The sequence below is a fragment of the Streptomyces sp. NPDC051822 genome, from assembly GCF_044452745.1.
In the GTDB taxonomy this organism is placed as follows: domain Bacteria; phylum Actinomycetota; class Actinomycetes; order Streptomycetales; family Streptomycetaceae; genus Streptomyces.
In genome coordinates, this window is record NZ_JBITBZ010000007.1 from 160,862 (window position 1) to 185,537 (window position 24,676).

Here is a 24,676-nt window from a genome sequence, read left to right on the forward strand (position 1 = left end):
CGGGCCGTCAGGTTCCCTTGCGGAGGATGCGGGTGATCTCCAGGCCTTCGGCGGTCGTGAGCCGTCCCTCACAGGGGACGCCCAGGGCGTTCGCCAGATCCCGGCCGTGCAGGTCGACCGCCGCTTCGACGAGTTCGGCGAACTCGTCTACGGCCAGGCGGCCCTGCCGCCACGCACTGGCCCAGGTGACGGCGACGATCAGCAGGGCCGGCCACCACCACAGGGCGGGCAGGAGGTAGAGGAGGCCCCAGGCCGCGCGGCGGGCCGCCGCCGTCAGTGCGCCCCTGGCGGTCTGTGTCTCCAGGTGCGCCGTGTCGGGCATCAGCAGCCAGAGCCTGGGCCAGGCCGAGGTGAGGTCGATCCGGTACGTGGCGTGGACGCGGGCGTCCGCAGCGATCAGCCGGTCTCCCATCCAGGTGGGGCGGGCCGGGCGGGTGAGCGCGATGAGGTTGCGGGCCTCGTTGAGACCGACCGTGTCGGGTTCGGGCCCCGCGTCCTCGGGCGCGCGGGGGGCCGGGCCGCCGAGCGGGTCGGCGGCCACCCGCAGGGCCCTGACGGTCAGCGCCTGGCGGTAGCGGGCGTCGGCGGTGCTCCACCGCTGTGCGCGCCGCCGGGTCAGGGCGCGTGCCGCCGGCCGCAGCGGCCACGGCCAGTCACCGAGCCACAGCCGCTCGACGCCGGCCCCGAGCACGGCGGTGAGACGCCCTGCGCCGGCGGAGGCCGCGAGGACGAACGCCGCGACCAGTACGACGGTGCCGGGCGACTGGGCGGCGGGGCCGTCCGCCAGGGCGTCGATCCGTGCGGTCAGCCGGCCGTGGTCGAAGGGGTGCCCGTGGCCGAGGACCCGGGCCGCCGACAGCACGGCGAGGTAGAGGAGACCGGGCAGGACGAGCAACGACAGCCAGGTGTCGGCGAGTTTGCCGCCGAGTGTGGCGAGGAACGCGGTCACGTCACAGCCTCACCGGCCGCAGCGGCTCGCCGAACAGCCGGCACATGGCGCCGCCGCCGGGTTCCACCCGGTCGCACCGGCCGCGCGGGCACACCTCGGCTTCCTCCACGGGGTGACCGCCGCCCAGGTAGGGCATACGGTTGTCCGGGGAACGCAGCACGCCGAGCCCGCCGGCGATTCCGCACTGGCGGAGCAACTCGTCTGCGTCCGAGGCGAGTTCCGCGTCGTCGCCGCCCGTGCGGAGCCTGTCCAGGATGCCTTCGAGATCATCCCCGCGCCCGGCGCTCTCCGCCACGATCCGGATGTCCGCCAGCTGATCGCACAGTCGCGCGAGCCGACTTCTGTGTCCGGTCAATCCCCTGCTCCCTCCCTGGATGCCATCCCCTGCCAAGTACCGTAACTCTTATGGCCGTTGGGGCGCGTGACGAATTGGTTCGGGCGCTCGCCGCCCGCGTCCAGCTGTTCCGGTTGTCGATGGACCGCGACGCCGTGCTGGCACCCCAGGCCCTGGGGCAGGTGGCGGAGTTGATGCGGCTCGTGACCGACCCCGCCGCCGACCCGGAGGCGGTACGGGTCATCGCCGACCTGCACCTGTGCCGGAGCGTGCTGCTCGGGGAGGAGCACGGCCGCCGTGACGCCGCCGTCGCCGCCGCCCTCGCGCGGTACGCCGGACCCGGGGAGGAGACGTCGGAGGTCGCGGTGGAGGTGTCGGAGGTCGTGGAGGAGGCGTCGGAGGTCGTGGAGGAGGCGTCGGAGGCCGGGAAGGAGACGCCGGGGACGGCGGTCACCGCCCGGCGCCCGCGCTCGCTGCTCGCCGAGGCCGCGGACCGGGTCGCCGCGGCGCAACGCGTCCGGGACCCCGTCCTGTTGGAGCAGGCCCTGAGCGCGGCACGGGCCGCGGTCGACGCGACCCCCGTGCACGCGTCTCCGCTCAGGGCGTCCGCCCTGTTCCTGTGGGGGTCGGCCCTGCGGACACGGTACGAGCGGGAGGGCGACCCCGGGGACCTGACTGAGGCCGTCACCGCCCTGCGCGGGGCCGAGGCCGGGGCGGGCAGCGGTCACCCGGACCTGCCGGCCATCCTCTCGGGTCTGTGCGGCGCGCTGCGGGAACGGTACGAGCGGACGGGCGCGCTGGACGACCTCCTCGGGGCGGTACGGGTGGCCCGCGCGGCCGTGGCGGCGGGTGGCGGGACCGATCGTGGCGGCCGGCTCCACAATCTCGGGCTGGCGCTGCGGCAGCGCCACGAGCGCACCGGAGACCGGTCGGACCTCACGGAGGCCGTCGACGTGCACCGGGAGGCCGTGCGGCTCACCCCGCCGGGGCACCGGGACCACGCCCTCCTCCAGCAGGGCCTCGCCAACGCTCTGCGGGCACGCTACGAACTCGGCGGCGACAGGGCGGACTTACAGGCACGCGTCGACGCGCTGGAAGCGGCGGTGGAAGCGGCGGTGGAAGCGGCGGTGGGCGGGGCGGTGGACGCGGCGCGGGGCTCCGGCGGGACGGGCGCCGACACCGTGGTGCCGCGGTTCGGCGCCGTGCTCAACCTGGCCGCCGCGCTGACCGAGCGGTACGAGACGACCGGCCGGGACGGCGACCTGGTCCGCGCCGAGCGGCTGCTGCGCGCCGCGGAGGGCGCGGTGCCGGACCGGCATCCGCTCCATGCCGCGATCCAGTACCAGCTCGGCCGGGTGCTGGGCGCCCTCGGCCGGGACGAGGCGGGGGCCCGCCTGCGGGACGCGGCGTTCCATCCCGCCGCCGCGCCCCGGCTGCGGCTGCGGGCGGCCTACGCCTGGGGTCGCGGGGCGATGGAGGCGGGCCGTCCTCAGGAGGCGGTCACCGCGTACACCCAGGCGATCGGCCGACTGCCCGCCCTCGTCCCCCGCCATCTGGCCGCCGCCGACGCCGAGCGGGCGCTCTCGGAGACCCCGGGTCTCGCCGGTGACGCGGCGGCCTGCGCGCTCGCCGCCGGGGATGCCGTGGGGGCGCTCGGTCTCCTGGAACTGGGCCGCGGCGTGCTGCTCGGCCAGGGCATGAAGAACCACGACGAGCCGGCCCGGCTGCGGGCCCACGCACCGGAGAAGGCCGACCGGCTCGTACGGCTGCGGGCCCGCCTCGATGCCGAGGACGGGGCGGGGACGTCGGACGAACGGTATGCGGTGGCGGCCGAGTGGGACCGGCTGCTCGCCGACGTTCGGGCCATGGAGGGTTTCGAGGACTTCCTGCTGCCGCCGCGCCCCGCCGAGCTGCTGCCGCACGGCGCGCACGGGCCCGTCGTCCTCGTCAACGTCAGCCGCTACCGCTGCGACGCGCTGGTGCTCGACACCGCGGGGCCCCGCGTCGTACCGCTGCCCCAACTGACACTGGCCGAGGCGGTCGCCCGTACGACGGCGTTCCTCGGCGCTCTCGACCGGCTCCAGGACACGGACGGCGGCTCCGGCCTCATGGCCCGGATCTCCGACGAGAACGCGATCGACGGGCATCTGCGGTGGCTGTGGGACACGGTCACCGGTCCGGTCCTCGACGCCCTGGGTATCACCGGCGCGCCCGGCAAGGCGCCTCCCCGCGTGTGGTGGATCCCCACCGGACCGCTGGCGGTCCTTCCGCTGCACGCCGCGGGACATCACAGGGAGGGAGCCGGGCGCACGGTGCTCGACCGGACGGTGTCGTCCTACGCCCCCACCGTGCGCGCTCTCGCGCGGGCCCGCCGCCGGGCGGCCGGTCCTGCGCCCTCCTTCCTGGTAGCGGCCGTGCCGGAGGCCCCCGGAGCCCGGCCGTTGCCCGGAGCCGCCGAGGAGGCCGCCGTCCTCGCCCGGATGCTGCCCGGGGCGCTCCAGCTCACGGGCGAGGCGGCCACCCGGGACGCGGTCGTCGCCGGGCTCGTCGACCACACCTGGCTGCACTTCTGCGGCCACGGCACCGCGGAGCCGGTCACGCCCTCGGGCAGCCGGCTGCTCGTCCACGACCACCTCGACCATCCGCTCACCGTCGCCGGGATCTCCCGACTCGACCTGCCCGGGGCCGAGTTGGCCTATCTGTCCGCGTGCACCACGGCCCGGACCGGTCTCGGCCTCGCGGACGAGGCGCTCCACCTCGTCGGCGCCCTGCAACTCGCGGGGTTCCGTCATGTCGTGGGCACGCTGTGGGCCATCGACGACACGGTGGCCCTGCGGATCGCCGAGCGGGTGTACGAGGGCCTGGGCGCGCCCCGTCCTGTGGCCGACCGTGCCTCGCACGCCGTGCGGGGGGCCGTACGGGAGATGCGCGACCGGTATCCGGCGACGCCTTCCCTGTGGGCGGCGCACCTGCACGCCGGGCCGTGAGCATGTTCGGGCCAAACGCGGTGGAGGCCTGGCGCCGGGCGGCACGGAAGCCACAATGACAGCACGGCTTCGGGCGGGGGAGGTCCCATGAGCGGTTGGTGGCGGAGACGGAGAGAGGGCCGCGGCAGGACGCCGGACCGGGAGGTGTCCGGCCGGGAAATGTCCGGCCGGGAGGTGTCCGGGCGGGCGGTGTCCGGGCGGGCGGTGTCCGGGCGGGCGGACCCCCGCCGGAGGGACCTCGTCAGCGCGGCCTACCACCAGGGGGCGCCGATCCCGGAGGAGCTGGCCCGCCTTGAGGCGGAGGCCGGCAACGTCGAGGCGATGACCGTGTACGGCATCGGGCTCGGCAACCGGGGTGCGATGGCCGAGGCGGAACGCTGGCTCCAACGGGCCCGGGCGGCGGGAGACCTCATGGCGTCCATGGCGCTGGGCACGATACGCATGGACCGGGGTGACCTCGACGAGGCGGAGGCGTACTTCCGGCCGGTCGCCGAGACCGGCAACGCCATGGCCCACCAGGCCCTGGACGAGGTACGGGCCCTCCGCGCCGCCAAGGTCCGCACCGGCCTCCCGGAGCAGGCCGGCACGACGGGGCCGGCCCGCCCCTCGGACCCGACCCGACCCTCCGAGCCGGTCCGCGCGCCCGCCCCGACACCCACGCCGCCGTCCGCCAAGGAGTGGGCGGCCCGGCAGCTGGTCCTCCACACGGACCACGACCACCCGCACGTCCACATGGCCATGGCCGTACTCCAGGCCGACGAGGGACGCTGGGCCGCCGCCAGGGCCCACTTCGCCGCCGCGCTGGACTCAGGCGACCCCGAAGTCCTGTTCTGGGTCGCCCAGATGCACGTGGTCGAGGACGGCCTCGAAGGAGCGCGGGAGCACGTGCGGCGGGCGGCCGACGCCGGGCACCCGGATGCCCAGCACACCATGGGCGTGCTGCTCGCCCGGGCCGGTGAAGCGGCGCGGGCGGAGCGGTACCACCGGCTCGCCGCCGACTCCGGGCACGTGGACTCCTGTGTCAACCTCGGCGTCCTGTTGCGTCAGCGCGGGGACCTCGACGGCGCGGAGACGTACTACCGCAAGGCGACCGAGGCGGGGGACGCCGCCGGCATGAACAACCTCGGGAACCTGCTGCGCCAGCGCGGCGACATGGCCGGGGCCGAGCGGTGGTGGCGTGAGGCGGCCGACGCCGGGAGCACCGACGCCCTCGTCAGCTGCGGCGCCGTCCTGGCCCAACGGGGCGACTGGGGCGAGGCGGAGCGGCTGTGGCGCCGCGCCGCCGGGGAGGGCCATGCCGCCGCGAAGGTCAATCTCGTGGAGGCCCTGATGCGCACCGGACGCGCGGAGGAGGCCGAACGCTGGGCGCGGTCCGTCGTGGCGGCCGCCGATCCCGCTCCCGTCACAGCGGCGGATCCGGAGGGCCCGGACCTCGCCGCGGTGGCCGACTGGCTCAGCGGCCCCGCCCGTGCGGGAGACGCCGACGCCCGTGCCGCCCTGGACCTCCTCGACGGCGGTGATCCGCCCGCCGGGGCGGCTCCCACAGCCTGAGTCCGGAACCGCGCTCGTTGCGGTCAGTCGTTCCGCCGGGGCGGCGCCCACCCTGCCCTGGCCGTCGCCACCCCCGTTGTGGGCAGTCGTTCCGCCGGGGCGATGGGGGTCCCCCCTGCTCGAGCGAAGCCGAGAGCTTGGGGGAGGGTGGGCACAACGGGACGGCGGCCTTTGCCGGGCCTAGGCTTTCGCGCCTGAACCCGCACCCGGGTTACGGCTCCCTTGTGGTGCGGGCCGGTACAAGGGGCGGTGGCGCCGCCAAGGGCGCCGTCCCGTGTGCCCACCCGTCCCGCCCAGCGGGACGACTGCCCACACGGGGGTGGGCGAAGGCCCGGAGGGGGCGCTCACAGGGGGGGGCGAAGCCCGGACGGCGATGAGCGAGCGCCCGCACGGGGTGGGCGAACGCCCAGGCGGGGGTGGGTGGACGTCCGCACGGGGGTGGGTGGAGGCACGCCCCCGGCGTCAGCGGGTGCCGTACACCGGCTGTGGGGGTTCCGAGGACGACAGGAGTTTCAGGGTCGCCTCACCCGCCTCCGCCGGTGTCCAGCGCGCGCCCTTGTCGGCCGTCGGGCCCGGGCGCCAGCCCTCCATGACGGTGATCCGGCCGCCCTCGGTCTCGAAGACCCGGCCCGTCACTCCGGCCGAGGCGGCGGAGCCCAGCCAGACGACGAGCGGGGAGACGTTCTCCGGGGCCATCGCGTCGAAGGCGCCTCCCTCGGGGGCGGCCATCGTCTCGGCGAAGGTCCGCTCGGTCATCCGGGTGCGGGCGGCGGGGGCGATCGCGTTGACCTGGACCCCGTAACGCCCCGCCTCCGCCGCCGCGACGAGGGTCAGGCCGACGATGCCGGCCTTGGCGGCGGCGTAGTTGCCCTGGCCGACGCTGCCGAGGAGGCCCGCTCCGGAGCTGGTGTGGATCACCCGCGCCTCGGGCGTCCGGCCGGCCTTGGTCTCGGCGCGCCAGTGCGCGGTGGCGTACTTGAGCGGCAGGAAGTGGCCTTTGAGGTGGACGCGCACGACGGCGTCCCACTCGTCCTCGTCGAGGTTGACGAGCATGCGGTCGCGCAGGAAGCCGGCGTTGTTGACGAGGGTGTCGACGCGGCCGAAGGCCGCCAGGGCGGTGGTGATCAGCGAGGCCGCGCCGTCGGAGGTGGCGATGTCGCCGCCGTGGGCGACGGCCTCTCCGCCGGATGCCGTGATCTCGTCGACGACCCGCTGGGCGGGTCCGCTCTCCCCTCCGCTGCCGTCCGGGGCGACTCCGAGGTCGTTGACGACGACCTTGGCGCCCTCGGCGGCGAAGGCGAGCGCGTGCGCCCGGCCGAGCCCGCGCCCGGCTCCGGTGACGATCACGACGCGTCCGCTGCACAGTCCTGTCATGGTGGGGTCCTTCCGATGTGCGGTGGGTGGGTCAGTGGGGGGCGGTGGACGCGTCCAGGAACGCCGGACGTTCCCCGCCGCCGTGTACGGACAGGCTGGCGCCGCTGATGTAGGCGGCGCGGTCGGAGGCGAGGAAGACGCAGGCGGCCCCGATGTCGGCGGGTTCTGCGAGCCGGCCGAGCGGCACGGTGCGGCCGACGGCGGCGAGGCCGTCCTCGTCCCCGTAGTGCAGGTGGGAAAGCTCGGTGCGCACCATGCCGAGGACGAGGGTGTTCACCCGGATCCGGGGCGCCCATTCCACCGCCATGGACCGGGCGAGGCTGTCCAGGCCCGCCTTGGCGGCTCCGTACGCGGCGGTGCCCGGTGAGGGGCGGGTGCCGCTGACACTGCCGATCATGACGATGGCCCCTCCCCCGCTCTGATGCCGCATCACCTCGTACGCGGCGAGGGAGGCGGTCAGCGGGGCGAGGAGGTTCAACTCGACGACCCGGGCCTGCCGCTCGGCTCCCCCGTCGCCGAGCATCCGGTACGGGGTTCCCCCGGCGTTGTTGACGAGGAGGTCCAGCCTTCCGTGGTCGTCGCGCACCCGGGCGAAGAGGTTCCCGACGCCCGCCGGGTCGCGTAGGTCGACGGGGAGGAAGCGGGCCGTGTGCCCGGCCGCTTCGACGGGTGTGTCGGGGGGCCGCCGGGCGCAGGTCACGACCTCCGCACCGGCCTCGAGCAGAGCCCTGGTGATTCCGGCGCCGACGCCGCGCGTGCCGCCGGTGACGACGGCGACGGATCCCGACAGATCGGTGATGACTGCCAATGGACACCTCCCGCAGCGGGCGAACCGCTGCTATCTTCCGCCTAACAAACGTTTGGCAGAAAGGTAGCTGATCTGCTCATGGGTGTCTCCACCTCAGCCCCCGACGAAGGCATCGCCCTCGTGACCGTCGACTTCCCACCGGTCAACGCCGTCCCCGTACACGGCTGGTACGACCTGGCCGCCGCGGTGCGCGCCGCGGGCGCCGATCCCCGGGTGCGCTGCGTGGTGCTCACCGCCGGGGGACGGGGCTTCAACGCCGGGGTCGACATCAAGGAGATCCAGCGCACGGCCGGCCACGACGCCCTCCTGGGCGCCAACCGCGGCTGCTACGAGGCGTTCGCCGCGGTCTACGACTGCGAGGTGCCGGTGGTCGCCGCCGTGCACGGCTTCTGCCTCGGCGGCGGCATCGGCCTGGCCGGCAACGCCGACGCGATCGTCGCCTCCGAGGACGCCACCTTCGGCCTGCCCGAGTTGGACCGGGGCGCGCTCGGCGCGGCCACCCACCTGGCCCGGCTCGTCCCCCAGCAGCTGATGCGGGCCCTGTACTACACCTCGCGCACGGTCACCGCGGAGGAGCTGCACCGGCACGGCTCGGTGTGGCGGGTCGTCCCGCGCGAGCGCCTGCTCGACGCGGCGCTCGACCTGGCGCGGGAGATCGCCGCCAAGGACGGACAGCTGATCCGGCTCGCCAAGGCCGCGATCAACGGCATCGACCCGGTGGACGTCCGCCGCAGCTACCGCTTCGAGCAGGGCTTCACCTTCGAGGCCAACCTCAGCGGCGTCGCCGACCGGGTCCGCGACACGTTCGGCGAGGACGGCGCCGCCGACAAGAGTGAGGAGGAGCAGTCGTGAGCAAGGACAAGACGATGACCGCCGAGGAGGTCGTGGGGCGGCTCAGGAGCGGGATGACGATCGGCATCGGCGGCTGGGGCTCCCGGCGCAAGCCGATGGCCCTCGTACGGGCGCTGCTGCGGTCCGATCTCACGGACCTGACCGTGGTCTCGTACGGCGGCCCGGACGTGGGCCTCCTCGCCGCCGCCGGGAAGATCCGCAAGCTGGTCGCGGCCTTCGCCACGCTCGACTCCGTCCCGCTGGAACCGCACTTCGGCGCGGCCCGGCAGCGCGGCGCGTTCGAGCTCGTGGAGCTGGACGAGGCCATGGTCATGTGGGGGCTGACCGCCGCCGTGCACCGGCTGCCCTTCATGCCCATCAGGGCCGGGCTCGGCTCGGACGTGATGAGCGTCAACCCGTCGCTGCGGACGGTGAGGTCCCCGTACGACGACCGCGAGGAGCTGGTCGCCGTCCCCGCCCTCCGCCTCGACGCCGCGCTCGTCCACCTCAACCGCGCCGACGCGCACGGCAACGGCCAGTACCTGGGACCCGACCCGTACTTCGACGACCTGTTCTGCGAGGCCGCCGACACCGCGTACGTCTCCTGCGAGCGGATCGTGGAGACCTCGGAGCTGCTCAAGGACGCGGGGCCGCAGTCGCTGCTGCTCAAGCGGGCGTTCGTCGACGGCGTCGTCGAGACGCCGAACGGCGCGCACTTCACCTCCTGCGCCCCCGATCACGACCGGGACGAGGCGTTCCAGCGCGCGTACGTCCGGGCCGCGCGCGACCCGGAGGAGTGGCGGGCCTTCACCGCCCGCTTCCTGTCCGGCGACGAGGACGCCTACCAGGCCGCGGTCGCGGCGTTCCACGAGGAGGAAGCATGAGCGGCACCGGTACGACGACGGAGGCCGCGCCGGCGACGCGGGCCGAGTACTGCGTCGTCGCCTGCGCCGAGGCGTGGCGGGGCGCGGGAGAGGTCCTGGCAAGTCCGATGGGCACCGTCCCGACGATCGGAGCCCGCCTCGCCAGACTCACCTTCTCCCCCGACCTGCTGCTCACCGACGGCGAGGCGCTGCTCATCGGCGACGTGCCGGCGGTCGGCGCCGCGCCCGGGGTGGTGGAGGGCTGGCTGCCGTACCGGCAGCATCTGGCCCTGGTCGCCACCGGGCGGCGGCACGTGATGATGGGCGCGAGCCAGCTCGACCGGTACGGCAACCAGAACATCAGCTGCGTCGGCGACTGGGAGCGGCCCCGGCGACAGCTCCTCGGCGTGCGCGGCGCACCCGTCAACACCCTCAACAACCGGACCAGTTACTGGGTGCCGAAGCACTCGACGCGGGTGTTCGTCGAGCGGGTCGACATGGTCTGCGGGGTCGGCTACGACCGGGCCGCCGCGGCCGGCCCCTCCGCGACCCGCTACCACCGCATCCCCGACGTGATCAGCGACCTGGGCGTCTTCGACTTCGAGACCCCCGACCGCACGATGCGGTTGCGCTCCCTGCACCCGGGCGTCACGGTCGAGCAGGTGGTGGAGTCCACCGGCTTCGCTCTGGCCGTCCCCGACGAGGTGCCGTACACCCGGGAGCCAACGGCCGAGGAACTGCGCCTGATCCGTGAGGAGATCGACCCGAAGGGGCTCCGCGACCGCGAGGTGCGGGCATGAGCGACGTCACCCTCGCGACTCCGCTCACCGAGCTCGTCGGCGTGCGGTACCCCGTCGTGCAGACCGGTATGGGCTGGGTGGCCGGTCCCCGGCTCGTATCGGCCACCGCGAACGCGGGTGCGCTCGGGATCCTCGCCTCGGCGACGATGACCGTCGAGCAGCTCCGCTCCGCGGTGCGCGAGGTCAAGTCCCGTACCGACGCGCCCTTCGGGGTGAACCTGCGGGCCGACGCGGGGGACGCGGCCGAGCGCGCGCGGATCATCGTCGACGAGGGCGTAAGGGTCGCTTCGTTCGCGCTCGCCCCGTCCCGCGAGCTGATCGCGCGGCTGAAGGACGCCGGCGTCGTCGTCATCCCCTCCATCGGGGCCAGGCGGCACGCCGAGAAGGTCGCCGCGTGGGGCGCCGACGCGGTGATCGTGCAGGGCGGGGAGGGCGGCGGCCACACCGGCGGTGTCGCGACGACCGTCCTGCTCCCGCAGGTCGTGGACGCCGTGGACATCCCGGTCGTCGCCGCCGGCGGCTTCCACGACGGACGCGGCCTGGTCGCTGCGCTGGCCTACGGCGCGGCCGGGGTCGCGATGGGCACGCGTTTCCTGCTCACGTCCGACAGCACGGTCCCCGACGCGGTGAAGGCCCGCTACCTCGCCGCTGCGGTCAGCGATGTCACCGTCACGACGAAGGTGGACGGACTGCCGCACCGGATGCTGCGCACGGACCTTGTCGACGCCCTCGAGCGCTCGGGCAGGACCGTCTCGCTGCTGCGGGCGGTGCGGCACGCCCGTGCCTTCCGCCGTGAGTCCGGCATGGGCTGGTCGCGGATGGTCCGTGACGGACTGGCGATGAAGCACGGCAAGGACCTGACCTGGAGCCAGGTCCTGCTGGCCGCGAACACCCCGATGCTGCTCAAGGCGTCCATGGTGGACGGCCGTACCGACCTCGGGGTGATGGCCTCCGGGCAGGTCGCGGGCCTCATCGACGACCTGCCGTCCTGCGCCGAACTCGTCGACAGGGTCATGACCGAGGCGCTGGCGACGCTCCGCGCCCTGCCCGCCACGGGCTGAACCACCGCGCCGTTCAGCTCCGCTCAGCTCCGGTCACCTCTGATCACCCCGCTCACCCCGCTGACCCCCTCGACCCGCTCACCTCAGGGAACGCCCCCTCCCACCCCTTGGAGCCGATCCATGCGCGCCTTCCCCGTCCGGCGTGCGACCGCCGTGGTCACCGCCACCCTCGTCCTGGCCGGTCTGCCCGCCCTCGCCCTGGCCGACGCCCCGGCGAGATCCGTCACCGCGGCCACGGACCGCTCGGAGCCGGGCTCCGTCCGCCAGATCCCGCTCCAGGGCGCGATCAACGTCCGCGACCTCGGCGGATACCGTACGGACTCGGGCCGCCAGGTGCGCTACGGGCAGGTGTGCCGGGCCGACGCCCGGCTCACCGACCAGGACCTCTCGGCCCTGTCCGCGCTGGGCCTGCGCACCGTCCTCGACTTCCGCACGCCCGAGGAGGTCGAGCGGGACGGCGCCGACCGGCTCCCCGCGGGTCTCGCGGCGACGCTCCGGGACATCGCGGACGGCGGGCGGGGCGCACTGCTCTTCCACTGCACCTCCGGCAAGGACCGCACCGGCTGGACGGGCTATCTGCTGCTGCGTACCGTCGGCGTCCCATCCGGGGCCGCCGAACGCGACTTCCTGCTGTCCAACGCCTTCCGCGCGGAGGCGGACCGCAGACTCCGCGCGGGGCTGAAGCAGGCCGGCTCCATGGAGGACCCGGACCTGCTCATCCCGCTCCAGGAGGTGCGTGCCGCGTACCTGGACGCGGCCCTGGACGCCGTCACGGAGGAGTACGACGGCTTCCACGGCTACCTCTTCGAGGGCCTCGGCCTGGACGTCCGTACCGTGGCGAAGCTCCACGCCCGGCTGCTGCGGTAAGGAGCCGGACGGCGGAAGGCCGCCGGGGTGACGTCGCCCCCGGCGGCCTTCCGCTGTGCGCCCTCCGACATGCCGGGTCCGTCACAGCCGTTCGATGATCGTCACGTTCGCCTGGCCGCCGCCCTCGCACATCGTCTGGAGGCCGAAGCGGCCTCCGGTCCGCTCCAGTTCGTGCAGCAGGGTCGTCGTCAGCTTGGTGCCGGTCGCGCCGAGCGGGTGGCCGAGGGCGATGGCGCCGCCGTTGACGTTGACCTTGTCCGGGTCGGCGCCGGTCTCCTTCAGCCAGGCCAGGACGACCGGGGCGAAGGCCTCGTTGATCTCCACGAGGTCGATGTCGTCGAGCGTCATCCCGGCCTTCTTCAGGGCGTACGCCGTCGCGGGGATCGGGGCCGACAGCATGCGGATCGGGTCCTCGCCCCGTACGGACAGGTGGTGGACGCGGGCGCGCGGTGTCAGGCCGTGCTCCCGTACGGCGCGTTCCGAGGCGAGCAGGATCGCCGAGGCTCCGTCGGAGACCTGCGAGGAGGCGGCGGCGGTCAGCCGGCCGCCCTCGACCAGTGGCCGCAGGCCCGCCATCTTCTCCAGGGTGGTGTCGCGGCGCGGGCCCTCGTCGGTGGTCACCTGCCCGTACGGGACGATCTCGCGGTCGAAGCGGCCCTCGTCGATCGCCCGGAGCGCCCGCCGGTGCGAGCGGAGGGCGAACTCCTCCATGTCCCGGCGGGAGACGTCCCACTTGGTCGCGATGAGTTCGGCGCCGTGGAACTGGTTGACCGGCTGGTCACCGTAGCGGGCGCGCCAGCCCTCGGAGCCCGCGTACGGGCCCTCGGTCAGTCCGAGCGGCACGGCGGCCTGGCGGCTGGCGAAGGCGATGGGGATCTGCGACATGTTCTGCGTGCCGCCCGCGACCACCAGGTCCTGGGTGCCGGACAGGACGCCCTGGGCGGCGAAGTGCAGGGCCTGCTGGGAGGAGCCGCACTGCCGGTCCACGGTCACGCCCGGCACCTCCTCGGGCAGTCCCGCGGCCAGCCAGCAGGTGCGGGCTATGTCGCCGGCCTGGGGGCCGACGGTGTCCAGGCAGCCGAAGACGACGTCCTCGACGGCGGCCGGGTCGACCCCCGGGCGCTCCATCAGCGCCTTCAGGACGTGCGCCCCGAGGTCGGCCGGGTGGACGGCGGAAAGACCGCCGCCGCGCCTGCCGACCGGGGTGCGGACGGCGTCCACGATGTATGCCTCGGCCATGGCCACTCCTTCTTCGATGTCCACGATGTCAGGTCATGTACGGGTACGGGAAGCGATGCCCTCGAGGACCATGGAGAGGTACTGGCGGGCGATCTCCTCGGGGCTGTGCTGTCCGCCGGGCCGGTACCAGGACGCGGCGACCCAGACGGTGTCGCGCACGAAGCGGTAGGTGAGGCGGACGTCGAGGTCGGCGCGGAAGTCCCCGGCCGTGACCCCGCGCTCCAGGGTCCCGAGCCAGGCCGTCTCGAACCGGCGGCGCGCGTCGGCGAGGTAGCCGAAGCGCGGCTGGTCCTGGAGGTGGCGGGACTCCTTCTGGTAGATGGCGACGGCGGCGCGGTGCCGGTCGATCTCGCGGAAGGACTCGGTGACGAGGGCCTCGATCGTCTCCCGGGGACCGTGTCCTGCGGCGAGCACGGTGGCGTACCCGGCAAGGAGCTCGTCCAGGAAGGCGGAGAGGATCTCGTCGAGCATCGACTCCTTGGAGTCGAAGTGGTGGTAGAGGCTGCCCGCGAGCAGGCCGGAGGCGTCCGCGATCCGGCGGACGGTGGTGGCGTCGTATCCCTGGGCGGCGAACACCTCGGCCGCCGTGTCCAGGAGTTCCCGGCGCCGTTCGGGCGCGGGTCTCACGGATGCCGGCTGCTGACGGAGAGGACCTCCCCCGTCATGTACGAGGAGTAGCCGCTGGCGAGGAAGACGATCACGTTGGCCACCTCCCACGGCTCGGCGTAGCGCCCGAACGCCTCGCGGGAGGTCAGCTCCGCCAGGAGTTCGGGGGTGGTGACCTTCACCAGGTGCGGGTGCATGGCGAGGCTCGGGGAGACGGCGTTGACCCGTACCCCGTACGCGGCCGCCTCCAGGGAGGCGCAGCGGGTGAGCGCCATCACGCCGGCCTTGGCGGCGGCGTAGTGGGCCTGGCCCTGCTGGGCGCGCCAGCCGATCACGGAGGCGTTGTTGACGACGACGCCGCCGGCGCCCGCGGCCTTCATACGGCGCAGGGCGGCGCGGGTGCAGCGGAAGGTGCCGTTGAGGGTGACGTCGAGGACCTTGTCCCACTGCTCGTCGGTCATGTCGACCAGGTCGGCGGTGCCGCCGAGGCCCGCGTTGTTGACGACGATGTCGAGGCGCCCGTGACGCTCCACGGCGAGGTCGAAGAGCGCGGCGACCTGGGTCTCGTCGGTGACGTCGCAGGGCAGCGCGGCGACGCGGTCCGGACCGAACTCCGCGGCCAGTTCGGCCTCGGACTCCTTCAGTCTGCGGGCGTGGGCGTCGCTGATGAGGACGCGGGCGCCCTCCTCCAGGAGCCGCCTGGCGGTCGCGCCGCCGATTCCGGCGCCCGCGGCGGCGGTGACGACGGCACCGCGTCCGGTGAGCAGACCGTGCCCGGGAACGTAGTCCGGTGGGGTGCGGGTCACGGGCGGACCTCCTTGGGCAGGCCGAGGACGCGCTCGGCGATGATGTTCCGCTGGATCTCGTTCGAGCCGGCGTAGATGGTGTCGGAGCGGGAGAAGAGGTACAGCCGCTGCCAGTCGGTGAGGTCGTACGGTTCGCCGTCGGCCAGCATGCCGCCGGCGCCGCAGACGTCCATGGCGAGTTCGCCGAGCTCCCGGTGCCAGGTGGCCCAGAAGATCTTCCCGATGGACGCCTCGGGGCCCGGGGCTCCGGCCGCCACCGCGCCGAGCATGCGCAGGGCGTTGCAGCGGATGGTCTCCAGGCCGGTCCAGGCGCGGGCGACGCGGTCGCGGATCAGCGGGTCGGCGGCGGCGCCGTTGCGCTTGGCCAGCGCGATGACGGCCTCCAGTTCGCGGCGGAAGCCGACCTGCTGTCCGAGGGTGGACACGCCCCGCTCGAATCCGAGGGTGGCCATGGCCACCCGCCAGCCGTCGCCGGGGGCGCCGACGACGTGCGAGGCGTGGGTGCGGGCGCCGTCGAAGAACACCTCGTTGAACTCCGACGTCCCGGTGAGCTGGACGATCGGCCGGATCTCCACACCGGGCTGGTCCAGGGGGACAAGCAGGTAGGAAAGGCCGCGGTGGCGGGCCGATCCCGGTTCGGTGCGGGCGACGACGAAGCACCAGTCGGCCTCGTGGGCCAGTGAGGTCCAGATCTTCTGCCCGGTGACCGTCCAGTCGTTCCCGTCGCGCTCGGCGCGGGTCCGCACGTTCGCCAGGTCCGAGCCGGCGTCCGGCTCCGAGTAGCCCTGGCACCACAGCTCCTCGGCGGCGGCGATGGGCGGCAGGAAGCGGTCGCGCTGCTCCGGTGTGCCGAAGGCGATGAGGGTGGGGCCGAGGAGCTGCTCTCCGATGTGGCCCACGCGGGCTGGGGCGTCGGCGAGGGCGTACTCCTCGTGGAAGGCGACCTGCTGTTCGAGGGTCGCACCCCGTCCGCCGTACTCCTCGGGCCAGCCGACGCAGGTCCATCCCGAGGCCGCCATGTGCCGCTCCCAGGCGCGCCGTTCGGCATGGGCCTCGTGCTCGCGTCCCGGTCCGCCTCGCCCGCGCAGGGCGGCGAACTCGCCCGTGAGGTGGGTCCGCAGCCAGCCGCGGACCTCTCTGCGGAACTCCTCGACGTTGCTCATGGGAACTCCTCGACGTTGCTCGTGGCCGTACGTTAACCTACCAAACACTTGTTAGGGAAGGAGGGCGGATGTCCGCTGCCCGCACCACGTCCACGACCCCTGTCCGCTACGAACGCCTCGGCCCGGTGGCCGTGGTCACGATGGACCGGCCCGCGTACCGCAACGCCCAGAACTCCGCGATGACGTACGCCCTGGACCGCGCCTTCTACCGCGCGGCCGACGACGACGGGGTCAAGGTCGTCGTGCTCGCCGGGGCGGGGAGGCACTTCTCCGCCGGCCACGACATCGACACCCCCGAACGGGACGCCCATGTGCCGTTCGACCGCAGGGCCGGACTCTGGTGGGACCACTCGGACAAGGTGGGCGCGGAGAGCCGCTTCGCCCGCGAGTCCGAGGTCTACCTGGGCATGTGCCGGCGCTGGCGCGAACTGCCCAAGCCCATGGTCGCGTCGGTGCAGGGCGCCTGCGTCGCGGGCGGCCTGATGCTCGCCTGGGTGTGCGACCTCATCGTCGCCTCCGAGGACGCGTTCTTCGCCGACCCGGTGGTCCGCATGGGCATCCCCGGCGTCGAGTACTTCGCCCATCCGTGGGTGATGCCGCCGCGCGTCGCCAAGGAGTTCCTCTTCACCGGCGACCGGATGAACGCCCGGCGCGCGTACGAGGTCGGCATGGTCAACCGCGTCGTCCCGGAAGGGGAACTGGCCGCGCGCACCATGGAGTTGGCGGAACGGATCGCCGAGATGCCCCGCATGGGCCTGGCCCTGGCCAAGCGCGCCGTCAACCAGGCCGAGGACCTCCAGGGGCTGCACAGCGGCATGGACTCGGTGTTCGGACTGCACCACCTCGCGCACGCGCACAACGCCGAGACCGGCCCCGACGCCCTCGGCGGCATGGACGTACGCGCCATGAAGGCGGGGGGCGCCTGATGGACCTCGACTTCTCCGCGGCGGAGGACGCCTTCCGGGCCGAGGCCCGCGCCTGGCTCACCGCCCACGTGCCCGGGACCCCCCTGCCCTCCCTGGAGACGGAAGAGGGCTTCGCCGCCCACCGGGAGTGGGAGCGGACCCTGTGCGCGGACCGCTGGTCGGTCGTCTCCTGGCCGGAGGAGTACGGCGGCCGGGGCGCCTCGATCCTCCGGTGGCTGATCTTCGAGGAGGAGTACTACGCGGCCGGGGCGCCCGGCAGGGTCAGCCAGAACGGCATCAACCTGCTCGCCCCCACCCTCTTCGACCACGGCACGGACGAACAGCGCGCCCGCGTCCTGCCCTCCATGGCCCGCGGCGACGTCGTCTGGGCCCAGGCCTGGTCCGAGCCGGAGTCCGGATCCGACCTGGCCTCGCTCCGCTCCACGGCCGAGCGGACCGAAGGCGGCTGGCTCCTGAGCGGCCAGAAGACCTGGTCGTCACGGGCGGCCTTCGCCGACCGCGCGTTCGGCCTGTTCCGCAGCGATCCCGCCGCCGGAAGACGGCACCAGGGCCTGACGTACCTGATGTTCCCGCTGGACGCCGACGGCGTGACCGTACGGCCCATCGGGCGGCTCGACGGCAAGCCCGCCTTCGCCGAACTCTTCCTCGACGACGTGTTCGTGCCCGACGAGGACGTGATCGGCGCCCCGGGACAGGGCTGGCGGGTCGCCATGAGCACCGCGGGCAACGAGCGGGGGCTCACCCTGCGCAGTCCCGGCCGGTTCACGGCCGCGGCCGAGCGGCTCACCGCGCTGTGGCGGGAGAACGCCGACCCCTCCGACACCGCCCTGCGCGACCGGGTCGCCGACGCCGTCATCGGCGCCCGCGCCTACCGCCTGTCCGCCTACGCCGGCGCCTCGCGCATCGCGGCCGGAGGCTCGATCGGCGCCGAGTCCAGCCTCAACAAGGTCTTCTGGTCCGAACTCGACATCGCCCTGCACGAGACCGCCCTCGATCTGCTCGGCCCGTACGGCGAGCTGTCCGACGAGGCCACGGAGGCGCCGGCGCACGGCGGTTGGGCCGAAGGGCACACCTTCTCCCTCGCCGGACCCATCTACGCGGGCACCAACGAGATCCAGCGCGACATCATCGCCGAGCGACTGCTCGGCCTCCCGAAGGGACGCCGGTGATGCGGTTCCTCCTCGACGACGAGCAGCGGGAGTTCGCCCGCTCGCTCGACGGCATGCTCACGGCGGCCGACACCCCCGGGGCCGCTCGGGCCTGGGCGGCCGGGGACACCGCGCCCGGCCGCGCGCTCTGGGGACGGCTCGCGGAGGCGGGCGTCCTCGCCCTCGCCGTACCGGAGAGGCACGAAGGGCTGGGCCCCCTGCCGCTCGAGCTCGCCATTTCCTTCGCGGAGTTGGGACGTCATGTCGTGCCCGGTCCGCTGGTGGAGACGGTGGCAGCGGCCGCGTTCCTCGACCGGCTGGGCGACGAACCGGCCGCGGCGGAGTGGCTGCCGCGGATCGCCGGCGGGAAGGCGCTCGTCTCCCTCTGCGTGCCGGCCGCGAGCGGCCCGTACGCCCTGGATCCGGACGCCGCCGACGCCGTGCTCGTCGTCGACGGCGACACCGCGCGCCTGGCGGAGACCAACGGCCCCCTCCAGCCCTCCGCCGACCCCGTGCGGCGACTGGCGCGCCCGCTCGGCGGAACCGTCCTGGCCCGGGGCCCCGCGGTGGCCGCCGCGGCCTCGCACGCCGCCGAGGTCGCGGCCCTGGCCACCGCCGCCCAGTCCCTCGGCCTCGGCCGCGCGCTCCTCGACCGGACCGTCGGCCACGTCGGGCAGCGCACCCAGTTCGGGGTCGCCATCGGCTCGTTCCAGGCGGTGAAGCACCGCCTGGCCGACACGCTCATCGCCCTGGAGTTCGCACAGCCCCTGCTCCACTCGGCCGCCCTCGCCCTGGCGGCAGGGGCGGACCACGCCTCCGCCGAGATCGCGGCGGCCAAGGTCACGGCCGGCGAGGCCGCGTACGCCGCCGCCCGCACCGCCCTCCAGCTGCACGGCGCCGTCGGCTACACCGAGGAGCTGGACCTCGCCCTGTGGATCCGCAAGGCCCGTCCCCTGCGCGACGCCTGGGGCACCCCGGCCGCCTGCCGCGCCCGCGTCCTCGCTACCGCACCGAAGGGAGCAGGGTCATGAGGCTGACGGAGGAACAGGAGGAGCTGCGGTCCGCCGTGCGGGCCGTGCTCGGCCGCCGTCCGGGGCACGCGGCCTGGCGGCCGCTGACGGAACAGATCGGCGTCGCGGGGCTCGCGGTTCCCGAGGAGTACGGCGGCGCCGGATGCGGAGCACTGGAGGTCCATGTGGTGATGGAGGAGCTGGGACGCGAGCTGAGCCCCGTGCCCTACCTCGGGTCCGCGGTGCTCGTGACGCGGGCGCTGCTCGCCTCGGACGACAGGACGGCGTGCGCGCGGCTGCTGCCGGGGCTGGCCTCGGGTTCCGTGGTGGGTGCCCTGGCGTGGGCTGAGGACGGTTCCTGGGATCCCTCGGCCGTACGGGCCGAGGCTGCTCCGGGGGACGGGGACGGTTGGCGGATCACCGGGACCAAGGAGCACGTGCTCGACGGCGCCGGAGCGGATGTGCTGCTCGTGGCGGCCCGCACGGGAGCGGGGGTCTCGCTCTTCGAGGTGCCGGGGGACGGCCTGGGTGTGGACCGCGGGGCGGCGGTGACGATGGACGCCACCCGGACGCAGTCGCGCGTGGTGCTCACCGGGGCCGTGGGCCGCCTCGTCGGAGCGGAGGGCGCGGCCGAGCGGGTACTGCCGCACGTCCTCGACCTGGCCTGCGTGGCACTCGCCGCCGAACAGGTCGGCGCCGCCTCGCGCTGCCTGGAACTCACGCTCGCCCACGCCCGGGAGCGGGTCCAGTTCGGCCGGCCCATCGGCTCCTTCCAGGCGGTCAAGCACCGCCTCGCGGACGCGTACGTCCTGGTGGAGTCGGCCCGCTCGGCCGCACTCGGCGCCGCCTTCGCGGCGGCGCAGGCTGAGACGGCGGCGGAGGCCGCCACGCCGACGGCGATGGGCTCACCGGAGCTGTCCCGCTGCGCGGCCGCCGCCAAGTCCGCCTGCTCGGAGGCGTTCTCGGTGGTCGCGGGCGAGATGATCCAGCTGCACGGCGGCATCGGGATCACCTGGGAGCACGACGCCCACCGCTACTTCAAGCGCGCCCACGGCTCGTCCCAGCTCTTCGGCCCACCGTCCTGGCACCGGGCCCGCCTGGCGGCCTCCCTGGGCCTCGGCAAGGGCACCCCTTGACCTCGGTGCGGTCAGCCACTAGCTTTCGCTCGACGTAGACCTGAACGACCGAGGGGAGGCGACCGGCGGATGTACACCAGCTCCGACCTGAGTCGCCTCGCCCGCACCACGGCCTGGGTTCCGGGTCGCATCGCGCACGGCTGCTGACACGCCGTTCCGCCGCGCCCTTCCGTGGCGCGATCCCGCACTCCCCCTCACCTTCTCCTGGCACGCCGCTGTCGCGTGCCGTCTCGCGCCCGTCTCCGTCACGTGGCGCCTCCGAGCACAGAAAGCTGCCTGACCTTGGCGAACATGAAGAACCGACCGACCGCGCGCCGATGCGGAGGCCCGTCGTGGTAGCGGCCCGGATCACCGTCAACGGGCGAGAGACACCCCTCGCTCCCGCCGCGCCCCACACCACCGTGCTCGACTTCCTGCGCGAGCGCGGCCTCACGGGCACCAAGGAGGGCTGCGCCGAGGGTGAGTGCGGCGCCTGTTCGGTCCTGGTGGCCCGGCCGGGCGTGGACAAGCCCACCGACTGGGTGGCGGTCAACGCCTGCCTGGTTCCGGCCGCGGCGCTCGACGGTCAGGAGATCGTCACCTCCGAGGGCCTCTCCACCGCCGGAGAACCCGGCAGCCGGCCCGTCCTGCACCCGGTGCAGGAGGAGTTGGCGGTTCGTGGCGGGTCCCAATGCGGCTACTGCACGCCGGGGTTCGTCTGCAGCATGGCCGCCGAGTACTACCGGCCCGACCGCTGTGCGCATCCGGACCCGGCGGACGGCACGACCGACGCCGAGCACGGTCCGAACGGTTTCGACCTGCACGCGCTGAGCGGCAACCTGTGCCGCTGCACCGGCTACCGCCCTATCCGCGACGCCGCGTTCGCCGTGGGCGCACCCGCCGACGACGACCCGCTGGCGCGGCGCCGTGAGCAGAACCCGCCCGCTCCGGTCGCCACCGAATACGCCCGGGACGACCGCGCGTTCCTGCGGAGGGACACCCTCGCCGACACGCTGAGGCTGCTGCGGGAGCGGCCCGGGGCGGTGGTGGTCGCCGGCTCCACCGACTGGGGTGTGGAGGTCAACATCCGTGCCCGGCGGGCGGATTGTGTCGTCGCCGTCGACAGACTGCCCGAGCTGCGCGAACTGCGCGTCGCTTCCGACCACGTCGAGATCGGGGCGTCGCTGACGCTCACCGAGATCGAACGCCGCCTCGACGGCGCCGTCCCTCTGCTCGCGGAACTCTTCCCGCAGTTCGCTTCCCGGCTCATCCGCAACAGCGCGACCCTCGGCGGCAACCTGGGAACGGGCTCCCCCATCGGTGACAGCCCGCCGGTGCTGCTCGCGCTGGACGCGTCGGTGGTGCTCGCAGGCCCCGACGGAGAGCGCGAGGTACCCCTCTCCGCGTACTTCACCGGCTACCGGCAGAGCGTGCGCCGTCCCGGCGAGCTGATCCGCGCGGTGCGGGTCCCGCTGCCGCTGTCGCCGGTCACGGCCTTCCACAAGATCGCCAAGCGGCGTTTCGACGACATCTCCAGCGTGGCGGTCGCCTTCGCGCTCGACATCGAGGGCGGGATCGTCCGTACGGCACGCATCGGCCTGGGCGGTGTGGCCGCCACCCCGATCCGCGCCCGCGCCACCGAGGCCGCCCTGGAGGGCGAGCCGTGGGCGGCGGAGACCGTCGCGGCCGCGGCCGCGGTGCTGCGGGGCGAGGGCACGCCGATGGACGACCATCGGGCCAGCTCCCTCTACCGCTCCGCGATGCTCGGCCAGAGCCTGCTGAAGCTGTACGCGCGAACCACCGAGGCGGTGTCGTCATGAGTCATCTGTCCGAGCGGCCCGAGAAGTCCGTCGTCGGCGTGTCGATGCCGCACGAGAGTGCCGCGCTGCACGTCACCGGCGCCGCGCTCTACACCGACGACCTGGTGCACCGCACCAAGGACGTGCTGCACGCCCACCCGGTCCAGGTCATGAGGGCCCACGGCAGGATCACGGCGCTGCGCACGGCGCCGGCGCTCGCCGTGCCCGGTGTGGTCCGCGTGCTGACCGGCGCCGACGTGCCCGGTGTCAACGACGCCGGGATGAAGCACGACGAACCGCTGTTCCCTGACGAGGTCATGTTCCACGGCCACGCGGTCGCCTGGGTGCTCGGCGAGACCCTGGAGGCGGCCCGGCTCGGAGCGGCGGCCGTCGAGGTGGACCTCGACGAACTGCCCTCCGTGGTCACGCTTCCCGAGGCGATCGCGGCCGGCAGCTTCCACGGAGCCCGGCCCGTGATGACGACCGGTGACGTCGACGCCGGCTTCGCGGACTCCGCGCACGTGTTCACCGGCGAACTCCTCTTCTCCGACCAGGAGCACTTCTACCTGGAGACGCACGCGGCGCTCGCCCACATCGACGAGGGCGGGCAGGTGTTCGTACAGAGCAGCACCCAGCATCCCTCGGAGACCCAGGAGATCGTCGCCCACGTCCTCGGCCTGCACAGCCACGAGGTGACCGTGCAGTGCCTGCGCATGGGCGGCGGCTTCGGCGGCAAGGAGATGCAGCCGCACGGGTTCGCGGCGGTCGCCGCGCTCGGCGCCAGGCTGACCGGCCGGCCGGTCCGGGTACGGCTCAACAGGACCCAGGACCTGACGATGTCCGGCAAGCGGCACGGGTTCCACGCCGAGTGGCGCATCGGCTTCGACGCCGACGGCCGCATCCAGGCCCTGGAGGCCACCCTGACGGCGGACGGCGGCTGGAGCCTGGACCTGTCGGAGCCGGTGGTGGCGCGGGCGCTGTGCCACATCGACAACACCTACTGGATCCCCCACGCGCGCGTCACCGGCCGCATCGCCAGGACCAACAAGGTCTCCAACACCGCCTTCCGCGGCTTCGGCGGGCCCCAGGGCATGCTGGTGATCGAGGACATCATGGGCCGGTGCGCACCGCTGCTCGGCCTGGACCCGAGGGAGCTGCGGGAGCGGAACTTCTACCGCTCCGGTCAGTCCACGCCGTACGGGCAGCCGGTCGTCAGGCCCGAGCGGATCTCCGCCGTCTGGGAGCAGGTCAAGGCCGACGCCCGCCTCGCCGAGCGCGAACGCGAGATCGCCGCCTTCAACGCCGCGCACCCGCACACCAAGCGGGCGCTCGCCCTCACCGGCGTCAAGTTCGGGATCTCGTTCAACCTCACCGCCTTCAACCAGGGCGGCGCGCTGGTGCTGATCTACAAGGACGGCTCGGTCCTGATCAACCACGGCGGCACCGAGATGGGCCAGGGCCTGCACACCAAGATGCTGCAGGTGGCCGCGACCGCGCTCGGCATCCCCCTCCACAAGGTGCGGCTCGCCCCGACGCGTACCGACAAGGTGCCCAACACCTCCGCCACCGCCGCCAGCGCCGGAACGGACCTCAACGGCGCGGCGGTGAAGAACGCCTGCGAGCAGTTGCGCGCGCGACTGCTCCAGGTCGCCGCCACGCAGCTCGGGGCGAACGCCTCGGACGTACGCATCGTCGACGGGGTCGCGCGTACTCCGGGCAGCGACCGGGAGCTGGCCTGGGACGACCTCGTGCGGACCGCGTACCTCCAGCGGGTCCAGCTGTCCGCGGCCGGTTTCTACCGTACGGAGGGCCTGCACTGGGACGCCAAGGGGTTCCAGGGCTCCCCGTTCAAGTACTTCTCCCACGGCGCCGCCGCGGCCGAGGTCGAGGTGGACGGCTTCACCGGCGCGTACCGCCTCCGGCGGGTGGACATCGTGCACGACGTCGGCGACAGCCTGTCCCCGATGATCGACATCGGTCAGGTCGAGGGCGGTTTCGTGCAGGGCGCGGGCTGGCTGACCCTTGAGGACCTGCGGTGGGACGCCGGTGACGGACCGGGCCGCGGGCGGCTGCTCACGCAGGCGGCGAGCACGTACAAGCTGCCGAGCTTCTCGGAGATGCCCGAGGAGTTCAACGTCACGCTGCTCGAGAACGCCACCGAAGAGGGCGCGGTGTACGGGTCGAAGGCGGTGGGCGAGCCTCCGGTGATGCTCGCGTTCTCGGTGCGGGAGGCGTTGCGGCAGGCCGCCGCCGCGTTCGGGCCCGCCGGGGTCGCCGTCGAGCTGGCGTCGCCCGCGACGCCGGAGGCCGTGTACTGGGCGGTCCAGGCGGCCCGCCGGGCCGCCGGGGCGGAGGGAGCGGTCGCCGGGGCTGAGGAAACGGCCGTCGGAGCTGAGGAAGCGGCTGTCGGAGCTTCAGAAGTGGTCGGCAGTGCCTGAC

Annotated in this window: 21 protein-coding genes; 13 read left to right on the forward strand and 8 right to left on the reverse strand. The window is 74.0% G+C overall.

The annotated features are described in order from the left end of the window. Positions 1-7: 7 nt before the first annotated feature. Together ACIA8N_RS22385 and ACIA8N_RS22390 are read right to left on the reverse strand one after the other, a co-directional pair. Positions 8-949, reverse strand: a complete 942-nt coding sequence (locus ACIA8N_RS22385; protein ID WP_365778881.1) for a hypothetical protein — start codon at positions 947-949, stop codon at positions 8-10. 1 nt (position 950) lies between these two features. Then, positions 951-1,304, reverse strand: coding sequence for a hypothetical protein (locus ACIA8N_RS22390; RefSeq protein ID WP_365778883.1), 354 nt, complete (start codon positions 1,302-1,304; stop codon positions 951-953). Positions 1,305-1,354: 50 nt separating this feature from the next. On the opposite strand from ACIA8N_RS22390, the gene ACIA8N_RS22395 reads away from it, so the two are divergent. Beyond that, the gene (locus tag ACIA8N_RS22395; RefSeq protein WP_365778885.1) at positions 1,355-4,270 is read left to right on the forward strand and encodes a CHAT domain-containing protein; all 2,916 of its coding nucleotides are present in this window, start codon (positions 1,355-1,357) and stop codon (positions 4,268-4,270) included. Between the two features lie 159 nt (positions 4,271-4,429). Then, positions 4,430-5,821: a tetratricopeptide repeat protein gene (locus ACIA8N_RS22400; protein ID WP_365778887.1), complete on the forward strand. Its 1,392-nt coding sequence runs from the start codon at positions 4,430-4,432 to the stop codon at positions 5,819-5,821. A 462-nt stretch (positions 5,822-6,283) separates the two neighbouring features. On the opposite strand, the gene ACIA8N_RS22405 is transcribed toward ACIA8N_RS22400, so the two are convergent. Further along, a complete protein-coding gene (locus tag ACIA8N_RS22405) occupies positions 6,284-7,195 on the reverse strand; it encodes an SDR family oxidoreductase (protein WP_365778889.1) in 912 nt (303 codons plus the stop codon). A gap of 31 nt (positions 7,196-7,226) precedes the next feature. Next, positions 7,227-8,003 carry an SDR family oxidoreductase gene (locus tag ACIA8N_RS22410; protein ID WP_365778891.1) on the reverse strand — a complete coding sequence of 259 codons (777 nt, stop codon included), beginning with the start codon at positions 8,001-8,003 and terminating at the stop codon, positions 7,227-7,229. A 78-nt stretch (positions 8,004-8,081) separates the two neighbouring features. Here ACIA8N_RS22410 and ACIA8N_RS22415 point away from each other — a divergent pair, with 78 nt between their 5' ends. The 5 genes from ACIA8N_RS22415 (at position 8,082) to ACIA8N_RS22435 (ending at position 12,425) form a co-directional block, all read left to right on the forward strand. After that, positions 8,082-8,855, forward strand: coding sequence for an enoyl-CoA hydratase family protein (locus ACIA8N_RS22415; RefSeq protein ID WP_365778893.1), 774 nt, complete (start codon positions 8,082-8,084; stop codon positions 8,853-8,855). 14 nt (positions 8,856-8,869) lie between these two features. Continuing rightward, positions 8,870-9,718 carry a CoA-transferase gene (locus ACIA8N_RS22420; protein WP_365779204.1) on the forward strand — a complete coding sequence of 283 codons (849 nt, stop codon included), beginning with the start codon at positions 8,870-8,872 and terminating at the stop codon, positions 9,716-9,718. Next, positions 9,715-10,497: a CoA-transferase gene (locus ACIA8N_RS22425; RefSeq protein ID WP_365778895.1), complete on the forward strand. Its 783-nt coding sequence runs from the start codon at positions 9,715-9,717 to the stop codon at positions 10,495-10,497. The genes ACIA8N_RS22420 and ACIA8N_RS22425 overlap by 4 nt, the downstream gene beginning before the upstream one ends. Then, positions 10,494-11,558, forward strand: coding sequence for a nitronate monooxygenase (locus ACIA8N_RS22430; protein ID WP_365778897.1), 1,065 nt, complete (start codon positions 10,494-10,496; stop codon positions 11,556-11,558). The genes ACIA8N_RS22425 and ACIA8N_RS22430 overlap by 4 nt, the downstream gene beginning before the upstream one ends. Positions 11,559-11,678: 120 nt before the next feature. Beyond that, complete coding sequence (locus ACIA8N_RS22435) at positions 11,679-12,425, forward strand: tyrosine-protein phosphatase (RefSeq protein WP_365778899.1); 747 nt, start codon at positions 11,679-11,681, stop codon at positions 12,423-12,425. Between the two features lie 81 nt (positions 12,426-12,506). Here ACIA8N_RS22435 and ACIA8N_RS22440 read toward each other — a convergent pair whose 3' ends face one another. Genes ACIA8N_RS22440 through ACIA8N_RS22455 form a run of 4 tightly spaced genes read right to left on the reverse strand, consistent with a single transcriptional unit; the run spans position 12,507 to position 16,239 of the window. After that, positions 12,507-13,664 (reverse strand): acetyl-CoA C-acetyltransferase, encoded by a 1,158-nt coding sequence (locus ACIA8N_RS22440; protein WP_365778902.1) that lies wholly within the window; start codon positions 13,662-13,664, stop codon positions 12,507-12,509. Positions 13,665-13,697: 33 nt separating this feature from the next. Beyond that, on the reverse strand, positions 13,698-14,291 hold the full coding sequence (locus ACIA8N_RS22445; RefSeq protein WP_365778905.1) for a TetR/AcrR family transcriptional regulator: 594 nt from the start codon (positions 14,289-14,291) through the stop codon (positions 13,698-13,700). After that, positions 14,288-15,076, reverse strand: coding sequence for an SDR family oxidoreductase (locus ACIA8N_RS22450; protein WP_365778907.1), 789 nt, complete (start codon positions 15,074-15,076; stop codon positions 14,288-14,290). Before ACIA8N_RS22450 ends, ACIA8N_RS22445 begins: the two co-directional genes overlap by 4 nt. Beyond that, complete coding sequence (locus ACIA8N_RS22455; protein WP_365778909.1) at positions 15,073-16,239, reverse strand: acyl-CoA dehydrogenase family protein; 1,167 nt, start codon at positions 16,237-16,239, stop codon at positions 15,073-15,075. Before ACIA8N_RS22455 ends, ACIA8N_RS22450 begins: the two co-directional genes overlap by 4 nt. Before the next feature lie 68 nt (positions 16,240-16,307). Here ACIA8N_RS22455 and ACIA8N_RS22460 point away from each other — a divergent pair, with 68 nt between their 5' ends. From ACIA8N_RS22460 to xdhB, 6 genes are all read left to right on the forward strand, one after another. Continuing rightward, positions 16,308-17,165, forward strand: coding sequence for an enoyl-CoA hydratase (locus ACIA8N_RS22460; protein WP_365778911.1), 858 nt, complete (start codon positions 16,308-16,310; stop codon positions 17,163-17,165). Next, positions 17,165-18,334 carry an acyl-CoA dehydrogenase family protein gene (locus ACIA8N_RS22465; RefSeq protein WP_365778913.1) on the forward strand — a complete coding sequence of 390 codons (1,170 nt, stop codon included), beginning with the start codon at positions 17,165-17,167 and terminating at the stop codon, positions 18,332-18,334. The genes ACIA8N_RS22460 and ACIA8N_RS22465 overlap by 1 nt, the downstream gene beginning before the upstream one ends. Beyond that, positions 18,334-19,344: an acyl-CoA dehydrogenase family protein gene (locus ACIA8N_RS22470; RefSeq protein WP_365779206.1), complete on the forward strand. Its 1,011-nt coding sequence runs from the start codon at positions 18,334-18,336 to the stop codon at positions 19,342-19,344. The genes ACIA8N_RS22465 and ACIA8N_RS22470 overlap by 1 nt, the downstream gene beginning before the upstream one ends. Continuing rightward, positions 19,341-20,459, forward strand: a complete 1,119-nt coding sequence (locus tag ACIA8N_RS22475; protein WP_365778915.1) for an acyl-CoA dehydrogenase family protein — start codon at positions 19,341-19,343, stop codon at positions 20,457-20,459. Before ACIA8N_RS22470 ends, ACIA8N_RS22475 begins: the two co-directional genes overlap by 4 nt. Before the next feature lie 332 nt (positions 20,460-20,791). Continuing rightward, the gene (locus tag ACIA8N_RS22480; RefSeq protein WP_365778917.1) at positions 20,792-22,258 is read left to right on the forward strand and encodes an FAD binding domain-containing protein; all 1,467 of its coding nucleotides are present in this window, start codon (positions 20,792-20,794) and stop codon (positions 22,256-22,258) included. Continuing rightward, complete coding sequence (gene xdhB, locus ACIA8N_RS22485; protein WP_365778919.1) at positions 22,255-24,675, forward strand: xanthine dehydrogenase molybdopterin binding subunit; 2,421 nt, start codon at positions 22,255-22,257, stop codon at positions 24,673-24,675. Before ACIA8N_RS22480 ends, xdhB begins: the two co-directional genes overlap by 4 nt. The last annotated feature ends 1 nt before the right edge of the window (position 24,676 follow it).

Excerpts from the sequence above, each read along its gene's own strand:
- ACIA8N_RS22405 (WP_365778889.1), bottom strand. The coding sequence starts at position 7,195 with ATGACAGGACTGTGCAGCGGACGCGTCGTGATCGTCACCGGAGCCGGG.
- ACIA8N_RS22430 (WP_365778897.1), top strand. The coding sequence starts at position 10,494 with ATGAGCGACGTCACCCTCGCGACTCCGCTCACCGAGCTCGTCGGCGTG.
- ACIA8N_RS22475 (WP_365778915.1), top strand. The coding sequence starts at position 19,341 with ATGAGGCTGACGGAGGAACAGGAGGAGCTGCGGTCCGCCGTGCGGGCC.
- xdhB (WP_365778919.1), top strand. The coding sequence starts at position 22,255 with ATGAGTCATCTGTCCGAGCGGCCCGAGAAGTCCGTCGTCGGCGTGTCG.
- ACIA8N_RS22465 (WP_365778913.1), top strand. The coding sequence starts at position 17,165 with ATGGACCTCGACTTCTCCGCGGCGGAGGACGCCTTCCGGGCCGAGGCC.
- ACIA8N_RS22395 (WP_365778885.1), top strand. The coding sequence starts at position 1,355 with ATGGCCGTTGGGGCGCGTGACGAATTGGTTCGGGCGCTCGCCGCCCGC.
- ACIA8N_RS22415 (WP_365778893.1), top strand. The coding sequence starts at position 8,082 with ATGGGTGTCTCCACCTCAGCCCCCGACGAAGGCATCGCCCTCGTGACC.
- ACIA8N_RS22455 (WP_365778909.1), bottom strand. The coding sequence starts at position 16,239 with ATGAGCAACGTCGAGGAGTTCCGCAGAGAGGTCCGCGGCTGGCTGCGG.
- ACIA8N_RS22400 (WP_365778887.1), top strand. The coding sequence starts at position 4,430 with ATGTCCGGCCGGGAGGTGTCCGGGCGGGCGGTGTCCGGGCGGGCGGTG.
- ACIA8N_RS22435 (WP_365778899.1), top strand. The coding sequence starts at position 11,679 with ATGCGCGCCTTCCCCGTCCGGCGTGCGACCGCCGTGGTCACCGCCACC.
- ACIA8N_RS22460 (WP_365778911.1), top strand. The coding sequence starts at position 16,308 with ATGTCCGCTGCCCGCACCACGTCCACGACCCCTGTCCGCTACGAACGC.
- ACIA8N_RS22440 (WP_365778902.1), bottom strand. The coding sequence starts at position 13,664 with ATGGCCGAGGCATACATCGTGGACGCCGTCCGCACCCCGGTCGGCAGG.
- ACIA8N_RS22470 (WP_365779206.1), top strand. The coding sequence starts at position 18,334 with ATGCGGTTCCTCCTCGACGACGAGCAGCGGGAGTTCGCCCGCTCGCTC.
- ACIA8N_RS22425 (WP_365778895.1), top strand. The coding sequence starts at position 9,715 with ATGAGCGGCACCGGTACGACGACGGAGGCCGCGCCGGCGACGCGGGCC.
- ACIA8N_RS22420 (WP_365779204.1), top strand. The coding sequence starts at position 8,870 with ATGACCGCCGAGGAGGTCGTGGGGCGGCTCAGGAGCGGGATGACGATC.